The following is a 15,556-nucleotide window of genomic DNA, read 5'->3' as shown; positions in this document are numbered from 1 at the left end:
AGAACATTCCCCAAGTTTGTTGCGCTACGGCGTGTCGCCGGTGTTTTACTACCCTCGAACGGGGGTCAGCCGGCCACATCCAGATAAACGGATGCCCGCGCGTCGCGCTCCGGAGGTACCGACCGTACCGCCGTGAGGTGCTTCAAGGTGAGGGTGCGAGCCTGTTCGAGTTCCCCGATGAGCTTCTGCTGATTGTGCAGCAGGTCCTGCACTCGTGTGGCCAGTTCCGGCGGAATATTTCCGAGCCTCGTCGGCACCGTCCACTCCCCTACGGCCGCGACACCATCGCTGTTCGAACCTGTCGAGACGGCCATCGACCGGGCCGCAGCATCCAGCCGATTCTCGAGGTCGTCGAGCGCGGCCTCCCAGGCGGCCAGACTAGCCAATGCCGAGCTCACCGCTCAAGCGCGCGATCGGTGCTGGCGCCGCCGGCAGCAGCGCCGCGGCTTCGTGCCAGGTGAGCCGCAGCGGTTCGAGCAGCGAGATGCACTCGCGGGTGCGGGCCGAGTCGCGGTGCGTGTTCGCACTCACCATGGCGGTCGAGACATAGGTATAGAGCGAGAACAGCCCCTCGCCGCCGTCCCAGGCGTCGACGTTGAGCGAGGTACTCAGCTCCGACACGATGGCCTGGGCGTGAATCAGGTTGTCTGACGCGATCTGCCAGTCCAGGCGCTGCTGGGCCGCTTCGGCCCGGTTCAGGTCCAGCAGCAGGCGGTCGTAGAGCATGGTGAGCAGGCGAACCGGGGTTGCCGAGAGAACCGCGTCGCGGTTGTAACGCGAACGCTGGGCGTTGGTTCCCATTGTCATAGTCATCATTTTCCGTTCGCGCTGTTGAGACCGTCAACCTGGGCGGTGAGCCAGGCGGATTGGGCGTTCATGTTGCTGAGCTGCACCTCGAGCGAGGCGTAGGTGCGTTCCAGGGTCGATCGGCGCGATGTCAGGCGCAGATCCCAGTTGTCGATCTGCGTGCCGAGGCTCTTGACCAGACTCTCCTGGCCGGTGATCATGCCGGTGATCATGCCGTCGTACTTGTCGGAAGCGCTCGTGGCCGCGGCGGCGACACGGGAGGAGATCTCGGCCAGCACCTTCTCGACGTGGTCCGGGTCGTCTTTCATGGCGGCGGCGAACTTATCAGCGTCGAATTCCATGGTGCCGCTCTTGGTGATGCTAATGCCGATCTCGCTCGGCGAGCGGCCGTCAACCGGGTACGACGCGGCGTCGAGGATCAGCTGTTTCACATCGCGCACAGTGCTGTCGCCGCTGAACACCCCGGCCGAGACCACGGCGTTGCCGCTCGTGTCGGTGCTATTGACCACGGCCGACTTGGTTGAAATCAGCGCGAACACCGTGTTGAGCGAGCTGACCAGCTTCTCTGCGATGTCGCTGACCGCCGCGTTGTCGCGGGCGACGGTGATGGTGACCGGATCGGTGGAGACCTTGGACACCGTCACGGCCACGCCGGGCAGCAGGTCGGCGAAAGTGTTCGTTGACGAGGTAATGCTCTGCGCGGCAGCGGTTCCGGCCCACAGCGTCACCTGCGCGTCTTGCGCGGCGGTAATCACGGCGGCGCCGGTAGCCTCGAGCACGTTGGCGGCGGTTCCGGCCGTGACGTCATCGCTCGTGCCCTGGTACAGCTCAAAGTTTCCGGTGAGGCCGGTGTCATCAGCGACCAGCTGCAGGCGATATTGCTTGTCGCCGGCGGCGTTGGTGCCCGAGGCCACCTTGGTGGCCGTGATGCCGGCGCTCGAGGCGTTGATGGCACTCGCGACGTCGTCGAGCGAGGCCGAGTTGGCCGCAATGTCGATGGGGGTACCGTTGCTGCCGACGAAGGTGAAGGAGGTGCCGCTGAAAGCCGTCATGGCCGCGGTCACGCCGGACTTTGCCTGGGCGAGGGCGCCCACGACGACGTCGAGTGAACCGGTGCTGGCACCGCTGGAGACGGTGGTGGTGATGCTCGAGTTGCTGCTCGTCGCCGAATAGAGGTTGAGGGAGCTGGCGACGCTGCTCTTGGTGGCGAGAGTCGCGAGACTGGCGATGGAGGCGTTCAGCCCCTGCAGCGCCGTCACGAACGTATTGGAGGCGGTGACTTTGGCTTTGAGCAGGGTCTGCGGCCCGGCTTCAAGCGTCATCAGAGAATTAATGAGCGAGGTGGTGTCCAGGCCGCTGATCAGGCCGTCGACTGCGAGAGACACGGGTTTCCCTTTCTGGTTGTCGAACCTGGGGTGGTGCTGTGGCGGCTGTTGCGGGTCTCATCTGGCCCGCAACAGCCACCCAGTCAGATCAACGAACGATCTGGGTTGAACCTGTGGTGCTGGTGTTACTGGAGCAGCTGCAGAACGCCCGAGTTGCTCTGGTTGGCCTGTGCGAGCATGGCGGTACCGGCCTGCGACAGAATATTCGCACGGGTGTACTTGACCATCTCTTCAGCCATGTCGGTGTCGCGAATACGCGAACCGGCAGCGGTGAGGTTCTCCTTCGACACGGCCAGGTTCTTGATAACGCTCTCGAACCGGTTCTGATCCGCACCAAGCGACGCGCGAGCCGTGGAGATGCCCGAGATCTGACGGTCGAGAGCCGTGATCGCGGCAGCAGCCCCCGCGGCCGAGGAAAAGTCCAGGCCACCGATCGTGCTCGTGCCCCCGCTGGCACCGGTCAGACTGGACGCAGTGATGGCGTCACCATTGTTGGCCCGAACACTCAGCTGATTGAATTCATCCACGCCTGCGGTGTAAAACTCACTGAATGCTGCATCTGCGTTCAGAACTTTCGCAGCATCACTGGCCGTTCCACCGGTGGCCAGAAAGTCCGTCGTTGCTGCAGTGGTGGATGTGGTCACGCCGTCAGCAGTAAAAGTCACTGCCGTGTCAGACGTTACCGGTGTTGCGTACGACTTGCCGACGTTGCCTGCTCCGATGGCGTCGGTGACCTTGTTGACGTTGGCGCCGGCGAGGTTAACCTTGATCTGGCTGCTGGCGTCGCCGTTCGCGCCGACCTGGAAGCTCAACTCCGGCTTGGTGCCGTCGAGCAGCTGGGTACCGTTGAAGTTCGTGGACTCACTGATACGAGTGAGCTCAGTGGTGAGCGCCTCGACCTCGGTCTTGATCGCGCCACGCGATTCTTCGTTGTTCGAGTCGTTACCGGCCTGAACGGCCAGGTCACGAACACGCTGCAGAATCGACTGCACCTCGTTCAACGAACCTTCAGCGGTCTGGATAACGCTGACAGCGTCCTGCGCGTTACGAGCGGCAACCGTGAGGCCACCAACCTGCGACTTCAGACCCTCCGAGATAGCGAGGCCGGCCGCGTCATCCGCTGCCCGGTTGATGCGAAGACCACTCGACAGCTTCTCGAGCGACTTCGACAGATCGTTCTGAGTGGTGGCCAGATTGCGGTACGCGTTGTTGGCCGCGACGTTGGTATTTACTTGCATGCCCATGATGGATCCTCCGTGACTGGGACTGAATTCTCCGGCCCATCCATGGGCCAGCACTTATACCTATCGACAGCAACCGCGCTCGGGTTAGAAACTCGCAGCGATCGCTGGTTAAAGAGAGACGGCATCCGTTCGGAGTAATTACGAGCGGATGCCGCCGATCACGCATCAGGTTCTGACGCGATCACTCGTGTTACTGGAGCAGCTGCAGAACGCCCGAGTTGCTCTGGTTCGCCTGCGCGAGCATCGCGGTGCCAGCCTGCGAGAGGATGTTCGCACGGGTGTACTTGACCATCTCTTCGGCCATGTCGGTGTCGCGAATACGCGAACCGGCAGCGGTGAGGTTCTCCTTCGAGACGGCCAGGTTCTTGATGACGCTCTCGAACCGGTTCTGGTCCGCACCCAAAGATGCGCGCGCCGTGGAGATGTTCGAGATCTGGCGATCGAGCAGGTCGATCGATTTCGCTGCCTTGGCGGCGTCCGTGAAGTCCAAGCCTGCAATATCGACGAATGTCGAGGTATCGGTCGTCCCGGTATTGCTATTTGAATACGTAGTTGCTGCCAGTCCCGCCCCTGCAGTCGCCCCGCTACCACCCGCAGTGACTGTAATGGCGTTCGCCGATGCGTCGTTCAGTGATGTGTTTTTGGACTGGATACTGTACGTGCCGGTGCCATTCGTACTGACAACAAAATCGACCGGCACACTCGAATCGGCGAAATTCGCTGCCTTAGCCGCAGTGTCCAGCTTGCTGAATACCTGCGCATCGGTCAGATCTGCCGCGGAGGTATCTCCAAAGTCGACAGTAAAGCTCTTAGCACCGGTGCCACCCTGTGAGATGACGTAGATACCGTTGGCAGTTGCCTTGTCAAACTGGATATTCCCACTTGCAACCGGTCCAGGTTTGGATCCTTCAGTTGTTACTCTGTAGCCGTCGGTGAGCTCATCCGTCACCTTGGTGACGTCTGCACCCGCGAGGTTGACCTTGATCTGGCTGCTCGCGGAACCGTTGGCGCCGACCTGAAAGCTCAGCTCGGCTTCGGAACCGTCGAGCAGCTGGGTGCCGTTGAAGTTCGTGGACTCACTGATTCGAGTGAGCTCGGCCGTCAGGGCCGTGACCTCGGTCTGGATCGCGCCGCGCGACTCGGTGTTGTTCGAGTCGTTACCGGCCTGAACGGCCAGGTCGCGAACACGCTGCAGAATCGACTGCACCTCGTTGAGCGAACCTTCTGCGGTCTGAATAACGCTGACCGCGTCCTGAGCGTTGCGAGCGGCGACCGTGAGGCCACCGACCTGCGACTTCAGACCCTCCGAGATTGCGAGGCCGGCCGCGTCATCCGCTGCCCGGTTGATACGAAGACCGCTGGAAAGCTTTTCCAGCGACTTCGACAGGTCGTTCTGAGTGGTTGCCAGGTTGCGGTACGCGTTATTCGCCGCAACGTTGGTGTTGACTTGCATGCCCATTTGAGTTCCTCCGTGACTGGGACTACGTGCGCCGGCCCATCCATGGGCCAGCACTTATGTCTATCGACCGCAGCGTTCAGGCCGTCAGAAGAACCGGCTGAACAGGCGCGTTCGGGGGGTGCCGTGGCCAGGGACAGCGCGATTGAATTCGCGGTGCCCCTGCTACGGCGGCCGGATCAGAATCTGATCCGGTGGTGAGGCGTGTTACTGGAGCAGCTGCAGAACGCCCGAGTTGCTCTGGTTGGCCTGTGCGAGCATGGCCGTACCGGCCTGCGAGAGGATGTTCGCCCGGGTGTACTTGACCATCTCTTCAGCCATGTCGGTGTCGCGAATACGCGAACCGGCAGCGGTGAGGTTCTCCTTGGAGACGGCCAGGTTCTTGATGACACTCTCGAACCGGTTCTGGTCAGCGCCAAGCGAAGCACGAGCAGTGGAGATGCCAGAGATCTGACGGTCGAGAGAGGTGATCGCAGCGGCAGCGCCCTCGGCCGAGGAGAAGTCCAGGCCACCGATTTTGCTCTGAACGGACTGCTCCGCGAGTGCCGTGCTTGATGCCTCTGTCACCACGCCGCCGGTCAGTGATTTCACGTTCAACTTGCCGTTTTCGTCGAGACTTGCCACCAACTTTTCGCTGAAGCTAGTGTTCGCATTCAAGGAAGCCACGGCATCCGCAGCAGTCTTTCCGTCTCCACCGACAGCGACAGTTCCAGTGACTGTGACGGCCGTACCATCGATCTTGAACGCAACGCTCGTTGCTGGCGTGGTAGTCGCCAGAACGAAAGACGTACCGACGTTGCCCGAGCCAATAGCCTTGGTTACATCGGACACGTTTGCGCCGTCAAGCTTGACCTTGATCTGGCTGCTGGCGTCGCCGTTGGCACCGACCTGGAAGCTGAGCTCGGCTTCCGAACCGTCGAGCAGCTGGGTGCCGTTGAAGTTCGTGGACTCGCTGATTCGAGTGAGCTCGGCCGTCAAAGCCGTGACCTCGGTCTTGATCGCGCCACGTGACTCGGTGTTGTTCGAGTCGTTACCGGCCTGAACGGCGAGGTCGCGAACACGCTGCAGAATCGACTGCACCTCGTTGAGCGAACCTTCAGCGGTCTGGATGACACTGACCGCGTCCTGAGCGTTACGAGCAGCGACCGTGAGGCCACCGACCTGCGACTTCAAGCCTTCAGAGATTGCCAGGCCGGCCGCGTCATCCGCTGCCCGGTTGATGCGAAGACCACTCGAGAGCTTCTCGAGCGACTTGGAAAGATCGTTCTGCGTGGTGGCCAGGTTGCGGTACGCGTTGTTGGCCGCGACGTTGGTGTTGACTTGCATGCCCATGGTGAATCCTCCGTGAGTGGGTCGTGTTACACCAGCCCATCCATGGTCTGGCAACTCTTGCTATCGACCGTTTTGCCGTGGGGGTTAGATTCCGAGGCCAGATCGCCCGCTAGCGGGCCCATACGCCAAGAAGACGCTGCCCCACGAAGGGACAGCGTCTTCAAGAAAGAGCAAGCAGCGGTTACGCGGCGGGGCGGAGCAGCTGCAGAACGTCGGAGTTCGATTGGTTGGCCTGGGCGGAGACCGCGGTGACCGGTTGGGCGAGAATGCTCACGCGGGTGAGGTCGACCATCTGCTCGGCCATGGCGTTGTTGCTCAGGCGCGACGCCGCCGCAAGGGTGTTCTCAGCCGAGACCGCCCGGGTCTTCCCCTCGAAGTCCACGCTGTCCGCGGTGACGGCCGGCTCGGATGACGTGAGTCCGCTCGAAATCGCAACGGTGGGCTGGGTGAGTGCGCTCTGCGCGGCGGCCAGTTTGCGGTAGGCGTCGGATGCTGAGGTATTGGTGTTGATCTGCATGACCATGAGGGTTTCTTCCGTGAGGTGTTGTGAAGCCGGCCCATCCATGGGCTAGCGGTGAGATTACTGAAAAGTCAGGATGCTGCGCGTTCGACCGTGTCGAGCTGCAGGTGTTCGTGCGCGGTGCGAGTCATTCCCACCGTGGCGAGGTCGGCGAGTCGGGCGAGGTAGGCGCTGCGGCGAGCCGGAGCAATGCGCGACTCCGGCTGATACGCAGCCGCGGTTTCGATTTCGTCGGCGTAGTGCGTGCTGAGTCCGTCGCGAAGCAGGCGAATCGCCTCGGCGCGCATTTGGGAGACAGCGGAGTGCGTAGTGCCGAGTTCCGCGGCGATGTCTTTGACCGGGCGGTCGTCGAAGTAGATCTGCTCGACGATGGCGCGCATCTTTTCCGGCAGGGCCGCGATGGCCGCCCGCAGGTAGACGAGACGTTCGGTGGAGAGCAGTGATTCTTCGGGCATTGCGGTATCGGCCACGAGAAACTCGGCGGTCGTGTCGTCGAGGGCTGAGAGGGTGCGGGCCGCGTCGGCCAGGCCGGCCGCGGCGGTGTCGCGGTCGACACCGAGAGCATCGGCGATCTCGTTCACGTTCGGGGTTCGCCCGAGGGCGGCCGCGAGGGTGTCCTGTACGGCGAGAGTTTCTTTGATGCGGCGGCGAGCGGAGCGGGTGGCCCAGTCGCTTGAGCGCATCTCGTCGGCGAAAGCGCCGATGATGCGGCGCCGGGCGAAGGCTCCGAAGGGAACCCCGAGGGTGGGGTTGAAAGCATCCGCTGAGGTAATGAGGGCAACAGCGCCGGCCGAGGCGAGGTCGTCACGGGAGAGGTGGCGGGCCTTGGCCCAGACCTCCGAAACGAGGTAGCCGACCAGGGGGAGATTCTCGACGACGAGGGCATTGCGGTCAGTGCGATTCACGTGCGTCCCCCGAGCTTCTCATGCCAAAAATTTGATGTGCACGGAAGGGCTGACGCGCCTCCCGCGAGAGGCCCCAATGCCTGCGAACTCAAAGCTACTCGTAGTAAGGGGTAAATGGGTAGCGCCAGCAGACCCATTTGGAACATTGCCGTGTCCTCTCTTTAGAGGACACGGTTGGGCAATTCGGCAAGAAATCAGGCTATTTTGCCTAACCGCGATGTTTTCTCGGCCGATAGTGCCAACGAATGAACCAGAGCACACGCACCCGTGTAGCCCTGAGCGCGAGTGAAATTGTGGGCTGGAGGAGTCATGGGCGCCAACGAATTGTCTGCGTTGCTGTGGCGAGAACGTGAACTTCTCGAGTTGCTGGTCTTCAAACTCGAAGAGGAACAGCTTCTGCTGCAGGGCGGTAAGTCGCGCTGGCTGCAACACGCCACTCGCGAGGTTGAACAGGTTTTGAACCTCGTGCGTGAAGCCGGCCTCGGGCGTTCCGTCGAGGTAGCCGCACTGGCCACCCAGTGGGGAACAGCCGAAGACGCCACCCTGCGTGAACTCGCCGCCAATGCCCCCGCGGGGCCGTGGGGCGAAATCTTCGCCGCACACCTCAAAGCCATGGGCGATCTCACCAGCCAGATCAAAGAACTCCGCGACACCAACGAGCGTTTCATTCGTGCCGCGGCCCGATCCACTCAGGAGACGATGACCACGGTCAGCGCCAACCCCAAGACCTACGATGCCAGCGGAGTGACCGGCGCCCCGGTGACCGCCGCCCGCATTTTCGACCGCAACCTATAACTTTGCACGACCAACGAGAAGAACGGAGAACACGGTGAGCACATTTGGTAGCTTGAACACCGCGTACACCGGCCTCGTTGCCGCGCGCCAGGGCCTCGACGTGGTCGGGCAGAACATTGCCAATGCCAATACGGAGGGCTACACCCGCCAGCGCATATCGACCTCCGCTCTCGGCGCCACGGCTCCTACCGGCATCTTCACCCAGGGCGCCCGCGTCGGTGAAGGCGTTGCCATGGACGGCATCGCTCGCCTGGCCAGTGCCCAACTGGATGCCCGCGTGCGAGCAACCGCCGCAACCGCCGGCTATACGGCGGTGCGGGCAAACGCGCTCGCTTCGGTTGAGGACTCGCTCAACGAACCCGGCGAAGACGGCATCTCGGCCAAGCTCGATGAGTTCTGGGCCGGCTGGCAAACCCTGTCGAACGGAACCGACACCGCAGCCCCCGCAGCGCTGCTGCTCGGCACGGCTGGCGAACTGCTCACCCAGATCTCCGAGGGCTACCAGGCCGTCTCCGACGAGTGGTCGAACGTGCGCAGCGACCTGAACAATATGGTCTCGGAACTCAACGGCGCGGCCACCCAGGTCGCCGCGCTCAACGTGCAGATTCGCCAGAGCCGCGCCACGGGCGGAACGGCCAACGAATTGCTCGACCAGCGCAGCGCCCTCACGACCACGATCGCCGCCCTCACCGGCGCGACCGTCACCGAGCAGGCCGACGGCACGGTGACCGTGCTCGTGGGTGGCAACGCTCTCGTCTCCGGCGGCACCGCGCATCAGGTGCAGGTCACCGCCGACTCTCCGCGCGTGATGCAGGACAGCGGTGACGTGAGGCTGGTGTGGGCCGATAACGCCGACACCGCCGTAACGATGGAACGGGGCGAAATGGCCGGCGCGCTGTCGCTGCTCGGCGGGGCCAACGCCAGCGGCACCGGAGGCGTCCTGGCTGAGGCCGCCTCCTCCTACAACACCTTCGCGAGTGAATTCGCCACGAAGGTCAACGCCATCTACGCGACCGGCTTCACGCAGGCGGGCGACACCAACCTGGAGTTCTTCACTCGCGCCTCCGGTGCACCGGCCGCACAGGGCCTCAGTATCGTGCCGAAATCATCCGCTGAAATGGCCGTACGGGCTTCAGCTACGTCTGGTGCCTACGACGGCACCATAGCGGATGCCATCGCCCAGCTCGGCGCCGGATTCGCGACCGACGTAGACGGCGCGATCACATCGCCGAGCACCACCTGGTCGGACTTCGTGACGAAGTCCGGCGTGCTCACGCAGACCGAGCTGCAGTCGGCGGCGCTGGCCAGCTCGACGGCATCGGGCGCTGCCAACCAGCAGCTCGCCAACTCCTCGGTGGACCTCGACGAGGAGAACGTGAACCTGCTGATGTTCCAGCACGCCTATCAGGGCGCGGCCCGCATGATGACGGCCGTCGACGAGATGCTCGACACGCTGATCAACCGCACCGGATTGGTCGGGAGGTAGCTCATGGTCGATCGGGTAACCACCCAGACGCAGATGCGCGCTGCCCAGCGCAACCTGCAGGAGAACATGACGCACCTCGCGCGGTTGCAGGAGCAGGCGAGCACGCTCAAGTCCATCAACCGTTCCTCCGACGACCCCACCGCGGCCGCCGCGGCTATGGCGGTGCGCGCCGAGATGCGTGCGGTTGATCAGTACAGCGCCAACGCCGACAATGGCAACGACTGGCTGACCACCATCGAATCCTCGCTCGGGTCGGTGTCGGACATCATGAACCGCGTACGGGACCTCACCGTGCAGGGTGCCAACTCCGGCTCGCTGTCAGCGACGGCCAAAGAGGCCATTGCCATTGAGATCGACGGGCTCAAAACCGATCTCCTCTCGCAGGCCAACACGAAGTTTCTCGGGCGCAGCGTGTTTGCCGGCAACTCGGATGATGCCACGGCGTTCACCGCAGTCACCGACGGCAGCGGTTCCACGACCTATGCGTACTCGGGCGACCCTGCGGGCTCCAGCGGCGTCGAACGGCGCATCAGCGCGACGAGCACCGTGCGCGTCGACGCAGCAGGCGCGACGATCTTCGGCGAGGATGACGAAAGCACCGGCTCGTCATCGGTTTTCGCATTGCTCGATAATATTGTCTCCGACCTGCGCTCGACCGACACCGCGGTCAACGTGGGCTCGCACCTCGAGGCACTCGACGATCGGATGGCCATCATGACCGGTCAACGCAGTGAAATGGGTGCCCGCCAAGTGCAGATGGAACGCGCCCAGTCGACCCTGCTCGAAAAGACCGGCACACTGGATGCCCAACGGTCCGGCATCGAAGACGCCGACCTGGGCCAGGTCATCATTGATTTGAAACTGCAGGAAGTGACCTATCAGGCCGCACTCGCTGTTACCGCCCGTGTACTTCAACCAACCCTGATGGACTTTCTCTCATGACGATTACCCTCACCAGCCCCACCCTCAGCTTTGTCTCTCCCCCGCCCGGGCTGGCGCCGCTCACCGACTTCGTGCTCAACGAGATCGAGGGGGCCGCTGGACTCTACTCGCTGCAGGCATCCGCTCACCCGACCACGCGCCTGTTCGTTCTCGACGCGGCCATCTTTCTGCCCAACTACACCCCGGCGATCTCGAGCGAGCAGTCGATCGCGTTGTCGCTGACGACGCCCGACGATGCTCTCGTGCTCGTGGTCGTCAACCCCGGCGAGAGCACCACGACGGTGAACCTGATGGCGCCCATCGTGGTCAACGCCCGCACGGGCGCCTGCGCGCAGCTCATTCTGGATGACCAGGACTGGCCCCTGCACGCCGAGCTCGGCACCGGCGAAAACTGAGGTCTGGCCGACTTTCCGGGGCCGGTCGATCTGAGCGGGCCGCAGGCGCGGGCAAACTAGTGCGACTCAGCGTCGATCAGGGCAGCCTCGAAGGCGACCCAGGGCAGCATGGCGCACTTGACGCGGGCCGGGTACCGCGAGACTCCCCCGAAGGCGGCGGCGTCGCCGAGAATCTCCTCGTCGGGCTCGATCTTTCCGCGTGAGCGCAGCATCTCCCGAAAGTTGTCGAGCAACGCGCGCGCCGAGGTTACGCTGAGACCGCGCAAGGTGTCGGTCAGAATCGAAGCGGATGCCTGCGAGATCGAGCAGCCCTCGCCGGTCCAGACCAGGTCGGTCACGGCAGGATCCGTTTCATCGTCGACGCCGAGCGAGACGCGCAGGGTGACCTCGTCACCACAGGTCGTGTTGATCTGGTGCGATTCGGCTACCCGCAGGCCACCGGCCGCGCCGAGAGCCACGGCCTCGGCGAGTGGCGTGAGTTCGACCGCCCCGTGCCGGGTTTTGGCATGCTCGAGAATGATCGTCTGATACAGCTGCTGCAGGTCACTCATGGCTTGACTCCGAAGAAGGGGGCGACCTCAGCGAGGGTGGCCAGAAACAGGTCGACCTCATCGGTCGTGTTGTAGAGGTAGGTGCTTGCGCGGGTGGACGCAGTCACGCCGAGTCGGCGATGCAGGGGCTGCGCACAGTGATGGCCTACGCGCACGGCGATGCCGGCGTCGTCGAGAAACTGACCGACGTCGTGCGCGTGCACTCCGGCGACGTCGACGGCGGCAAGTCCCAGACGTTCCACGCCGAGACCGGGGCCGAGCAGCCGTACACCGGGAATTTCAGCCAGGCCGGCAACCAGGCGCTGGCCGAGCTGGGCCTCCCAGGAGTGCACTCGATCCATGCCGGTTTCGCTCAGGTAATCAACGGCCGCGGCCAGCGCGATGGCCTGCGAGATGCGCTGGGTGCCGGCCTCGAAGCGCTGCGGCGGAGCGAGAAACTCAGCTTGAGTCATGTCGACGGTCGTGATCATCGACCCGCCGGTGAGGAACGGCGGCATGTCGGCGAGCAGTTCGGCTTTACCGTAGAGCGCGCCGATGCCCGTGGGGCCGAGCATCTTGTGGCCGGAGAAGACGGCGAAGTCCACGTCGAGCGCCTTGACGTCCACGGGAAGGTGCGGCACGGTCTGGCAGGCATCCAGCACGACCAGCGCACCGACGCGGCGGGCCAGGGCCACGAGTTCGGCCACCGGGTTGATGGTGCCAGTGACGTTGGAGCCATGGGTGAAGGCGAGCAGTCTCGTGTGGAGGCCGACAACATCCGCTGCGGTCAGCAGGTCGAGTGTGCCGTCGTCGAGGACGGGAATGAAGCGCAGGGTCGCACCGGTGCGCAGGGCGAGTTGCTGCCAGGGAATGAGGTTGGCGTGGTGTTCCATCTCGGTGACCACGATCTCGTCACCGGCGCGGAGGCTGAAGCGGCGGGCGGCCGGGCCGCCGAGGCCGAGTGAGGCGTTGGAGAAGCTGTAGGCCAGCAGGTTGATGCCCTCGGTGGCGTTGGAGGTCCAGACGATCTCGTCGGTCTGGGCACCGACGAACGCGGCAACCTTTTCGCGGGCGGCTTCGAACCCCTCGGTCGCTTCGACGGCGAGCGTGTGGGCGCCGCGGTGCACGGCCGCGTTGCGCTGCTCGTAGTATTCCTGCTCGGCTTCCATCACGCTGATCGGATTCTGCGAGGTGGCGCCAGAGTCCAGATAGACGAGCGGATGCCCGTTCACCGTTTGGTGCAGCACCGGAAAGTCATTGCGAATGCGCTCAACATCAATGTTAGTCAGCGGGGCCAGCTCAGGGTGCTGAGCGCCGTGGGCTGGGGACAAAGCGGACGATGGTGCAAAAGACGTCATACTCAAGGATATTCCCTCTCCCCGAACCCGCACGCCGCGCGGGCAAGTATGACGCGGCGGTGGAAAACCCGGCGGGAGCGTGTGAGGCTTAAGGGGTGACGCAGACTACCGAACAGACCGACCTTCGCGAGGACGTGTCACTCGACCGACCGTGGGTGACCCTGGTCTGGGACGACCCGGTGAACCTCATGTCCTACGTGACCTACGTCTTTCGCAGCTACTTCGGCGTCTCGCCCAAGCAGGCCGAACGGCTCATGCTGCAGGTGCACAATAACGGCCGCGCCGTCGTGGCCACTGGCAATCGCGAATCCATGGAACGTCACGTCGAAGCCATGCACGGCTACGGCCTGATGGCGACGCTGGCGAAGGCCGACGAGTGAGTCGATTCACCACTCAGCCGGATGGCACCCTGCACGGCCGCTTCGAACCGATCGAAGCCGACCTGCTGCGCCTCGCTACCACCCAGCTTCTCGAGATGCTCGACTCGGGTGCCGACGATCCCTCTCTCGCCTCGAGCGACGGAATCTTCGGGCGCCTGCTGCCCGACGCCTACCGCGACGACGACGACGCGGCCGCCGAGTTTCGCCGGTTCACGGCGACCGACCTGCTCGATCGCAAGGCGCAGAACGCCCAGGTCGTGCTGAATTCGCTGGGTTCCAGTGGAGCGGATACCGACACTCCCGATTCCTCCCCCGACGACGACAGCGACGACCTCCAGCCGGTCATGATCAGTCTCGATCCCGATGCCGTGCAGGCCTGGCTGCGAAGCCTCACCGACCTGCGGCTGACCCTCGCCGACCGGCTGCAGATCACCCCGGACGGGGTCGTGCACCTCCTTGGTGACAACACCCCGTTTCTGCGCGAACTCTACGAATGGCTCGGTATGCTGCAGGAAGAACTCGTCTACACGATCGACGTCTGACCATCCCGCGCGGCCGAGCGATCGGCGTGCTCGGCCAGCAGGGCTCGTGCAGCGAGTCCGATCACGGCGCTGTAGGTGGGGTAGGCGAATCGCACGTTTGCCAGCGTGGCCACGTCGATCCCGGCAGCCATCGCCGTCGTCACGGACTGAATGACCTCCACGGCGTTTTCACCGACCGCGTGGGCGCCGAGAATGAGCTCCCGCCGGCGGTCGGCGATGAGCTTGAGGAATCCCCGCTGGCGATCATCGATCACCGCCCGATCCAGCAGCGAATAGGGCACCACCGTTACGACGCACAGCTCGTCGCGCCGCCGGGCATCGGCCTCGGTCAGACCGACACCTGCGTAGTCCGGATCGGTGAACCCACCCGCGGGAAGCAGGTGGTGCGGGGTTCGTCGATTGGCATCCAACACGGCGTTCTCGGCCGCGGCCTCTCCTTCGAATTGTGCGGCCTGCACGAGCATATCTCGGCCGTTGGCGTCGCCAACAGCGAAAATGTGCGGTATCGAACTTCGAAAATACGCATCGACGGAAACGGACGAACGACTCGTGACGACACCGGCATTTTCCAGTCCGAGGTCACCGATATCCGCAGGCCAGCCAGTGGCCATGATCACAGCGTCGAAGCTGCTCACACTCTCGAGCCCGTTCTCCCGCCAGGTCAGGGTGATCGAGCCGTCAGCGGCGCGTTGAAGTCCGTCAATTCCGTCGATGCCCAGGCGGAGTATGACACCTTGCTCGACGAAAGCCTGGGCGACGGCGTGCGAGACGGACTCGTCAGACGTGGCGAGCACGCGGTCGGCCACATCGAGCAGGGTCACAGCCGAGCCGAAGGAACGAAACACAGTGACCAGTTGGGCACCGGTGTTTCCCCCGCCGATCACGGCCAGGCGACTGGGAACACTCGGAAGGTCGAGCACGTGCTCCGGTACCGTCGCGAGCTCAGCTCCTGGAACCGGCAGCCGCCGGGAATGACCGCCGACGCACACCAGTACGGCACCGGCGGTCACCCGACGCCCAGATTCCAGTCTGAGCGTGGAGGCATCCAGAAAGCAGGCGCGCCCCTCAAGAATGAGTTCCACACCGGCGTCAGCGAATCGCGTCGCCTCATTTTTCATCAAACGCACCCGGTCAACGGTTTGCCGGACGCGAACGACGGTGGCGGGCCAGTCCAGGGGGCGCTCGGACACGGAGATGCCGTACGCGTTGGCGGTGCGGATCTCCCGCATGAGCCGAGCCGTTTTCGCCAGTACGCGGGTGGGTACACATCCGGTGTTCACGCACGTGCCGCCGAGACGGTCAGATTCGCAGACGGCGACGGATGCGCCCAGTTCCGCCGCGCGCAGGGCTGCAGCGGTTCCAGCCGGGCCGGCACCGATCACGACCACATCGAAATGATCAGGAACCGGCCGGTTCGAATCGGCATCCCTTTGTTCGAACGGCATCGTGTGTTCGGAGGTTGGGGCAGCGGTCATCTCG

General features: G+C 63.8%; 17 protein-coding genes. 6 read left to right on the top strand and 11 right to left on the bottom strand.

What is annotated here, in order from left to right:
• Positions 1-65 precede the first annotated feature (65 nt).
• From E3T35_RS05595 to E3T35_RS05560, 8 genes are all read right to left on the bottom strand, one after another.
• Complete coding sequence (locus E3T35_RS05595; protein ID WP_134346696.1) at positions 66-386, bottom strand: hypothetical protein; 321 nt, start codon at positions 384-386, stop codon at positions 66-68.
• Positions 379-807, bottom strand: coding sequence for a flagellar export chaperone FliS (gene fliS, locus E3T35_RS05590; protein ID WP_134346695.1), 429 nt, complete (start codon positions 805-807; stop codon positions 379-381). Before fliS ends, E3T35_RS05595 begins: the two co-directional genes overlap by 8 nt.
• Before the next feature lie 5 nt (positions 808-812).
• Positions 813-2,192 carry a flagellar filament capping protein FliD gene (gene fliD, locus E3T35_RS05585; protein WP_134346694.1) on the bottom strand — a complete coding sequence of 460 codons (1,380 nt, stop codon included), beginning with the start codon at positions 2,190-2,192 and terminating at the stop codon, positions 813-815.
• 125 nt (positions 2,193-2,317) lie between these two features.
• Complete coding sequence (locus tag E3T35_RS05580) at positions 2,318-3,436, bottom strand: flagellin (protein WP_134346693.1); 1,119 nt, start codon at positions 3,434-3,436, stop codon at positions 2,318-2,320.
• Positions 3,437-3,626: 190 nt separating this feature from the next.
• Entirely contained in the window at positions 3,627-4,895 is a 1,269-nt protein-coding gene (locus E3T35_RS05575) for a flagellin (protein WP_134346692.1), read from the bottom strand.
• 204 nt (positions 4,896-5,099) lie between these two features.
• Positions 5,100-6,224, bottom strand: a complete 1,125-nt coding sequence (locus E3T35_RS05570; RefSeq protein ID WP_134346691.1) for a flagellin — start codon at positions 6,222-6,224, stop codon at positions 5,100-5,102.
• A 181-nt stretch (positions 6,225-6,405) separates the two neighbouring features.
• Positions 6,406-6,789, bottom strand: a complete 384-nt coding sequence (locus E3T35_RS05565; protein ID WP_134378108.1) for a hypothetical protein — start codon at positions 6,787-6,789, stop codon at positions 6,406-6,408.
• 26 nt (positions 6,790-6,815) lie between these two features.
• Complete coding sequence (locus E3T35_RS05560) at positions 6,816-7,649, bottom strand: sigma-70 family RNA polymerase sigma factor (RefSeq protein WP_092339705.1); 834 nt, start codon at positions 7,647-7,649, stop codon at positions 6,816-6,818.
• 309 nt (positions 7,650-7,958) lie between these two features.
• Here E3T35_RS05560 and E3T35_RS05555 point away from each other — a divergent pair, with 309 nt between their 5' ends.
• Genes E3T35_RS05555 through E3T35_RS05540 form a run of 4 tightly spaced genes read left to right on the top strand, consistent with a single transcriptional unit; the run spans position 7,959 to position 11,267 of the window.
• The gene (locus E3T35_RS05555) at positions 7,959-8,444 is read left to right on the top strand and encodes a flagellar protein FlgN (protein WP_104090687.1); all 486 of its coding nucleotides are present in this window, start codon (positions 7,959-7,961) and stop codon (positions 8,442-8,444) included.
• A 34-nt stretch (positions 8,445-8,478) separates the two neighbouring features.
• A complete protein-coding gene (gene flgK, locus E3T35_RS05550) occupies positions 8,479-9,930 on the top strand; it encodes a flagellar hook-associated protein FlgK (protein WP_134378107.1) in 1,452 nt (483 codons plus the stop codon).
• Positions 9,931-9,933: 3 nt separating this feature from the next.
• Positions 9,934-10,872: a flagellar hook-associated protein FlgL gene (flgL, locus tag E3T35_RS05545; RefSeq protein WP_134378106.1), complete on the top strand. Its 939-nt coding sequence runs from the start codon at positions 9,934-9,936 to the stop codon at positions 10,870-10,872.
• Positions 10,869-11,267: a flagellar assembly protein FliW gene (locus E3T35_RS05540; protein WP_104090682.1), complete on the top strand. Its 399-nt coding sequence runs from the start codon at positions 10,869-10,871 to the stop codon at positions 11,265-11,267. Before flgL ends, E3T35_RS05540 begins: the two co-directional genes overlap by 4 nt.
• Positions 11,268-11,323: 56 nt before the next feature.
• Here E3T35_RS05540 and sufU read toward each other — a convergent pair whose 3' ends face one another.
• Together sufU and E3T35_RS05530 are read right to left on the bottom strand one after the other, a co-directional pair.
• Positions 11,324-11,818 (bottom strand): Fe-S cluster assembly sulfur transfer protein SufU, encoded by a 495-nt coding sequence (gene sufU, locus E3T35_RS05535; protein ID WP_134378105.1) that lies wholly within the window; start codon positions 11,816-11,818, stop codon positions 11,324-11,326.
• Positions 11,815-13,155, bottom strand: a complete 1,341-nt coding sequence (locus E3T35_RS05530; RefSeq protein WP_134378104.1) for a cysteine desulfurase — start codon at positions 13,153-13,155, stop codon at positions 11,815-11,817. Before E3T35_RS05530 ends, sufU begins: the two co-directional genes overlap by 4 nt.
• 95 nt (positions 13,156-13,250) lie before the next feature.
• Between E3T35_RS05530 and clpS the strand changes: the two genes are divergently transcribed.
• Together clpS and E3T35_RS05520 are read left to right on the top strand one after the other, a co-directional pair.
• The gene (gene clpS, locus E3T35_RS05525; RefSeq protein ID WP_241988743.1) at positions 13,251-13,535 is read left to right on the top strand and encodes an ATP-dependent Clp protease adapter ClpS; all 285 of its coding nucleotides are present in this window, start codon (positions 13,251-13,253) and stop codon (positions 13,533-13,535) included.
• On the top strand, positions 13,532-14,077 hold the full coding sequence (locus E3T35_RS05520; protein WP_134378103.1) for a DUF2017 family protein: 546 nt from the start codon (positions 13,532-13,534) through the stop codon (positions 14,075-14,077). The genes clpS and E3T35_RS05520 overlap by 4 nt, the downstream gene beginning before the upstream one ends.
• Here E3T35_RS05520 and E3T35_RS05515 read toward each other — a convergent pair.
• The gene (locus E3T35_RS05515; protein ID WP_241988742.1) at positions 14,059-15,552 is read right to left on the bottom strand and encodes an NAD(P)/FAD-dependent oxidoreductase; all 1,494 of its coding nucleotides are present in this window, start codon (positions 15,550-15,552) and stop codon (positions 14,059-14,061) included. The genes E3T35_RS05520 and E3T35_RS05515 overlap by 19 nt on opposite strands.
• Positions 15,553-15,556: the final 4 nt, after the last annotated feature.

The sequence above is a fragment of the Cryobacterium sp. TMT1-2-2 genome, assembly GCF_004403505.1.
Taxonomy (GTDB): domain Bacteria; phylum Actinomycetota; class Actinomycetes; order Actinomycetales; family Microbacteriaceae; genus Cryobacterium; species Cryobacterium flavum.
Note: the sequence above shows the minus strand (reverse complement) of the source record. Positions and strands in the feature narration are given on the sequence as shown.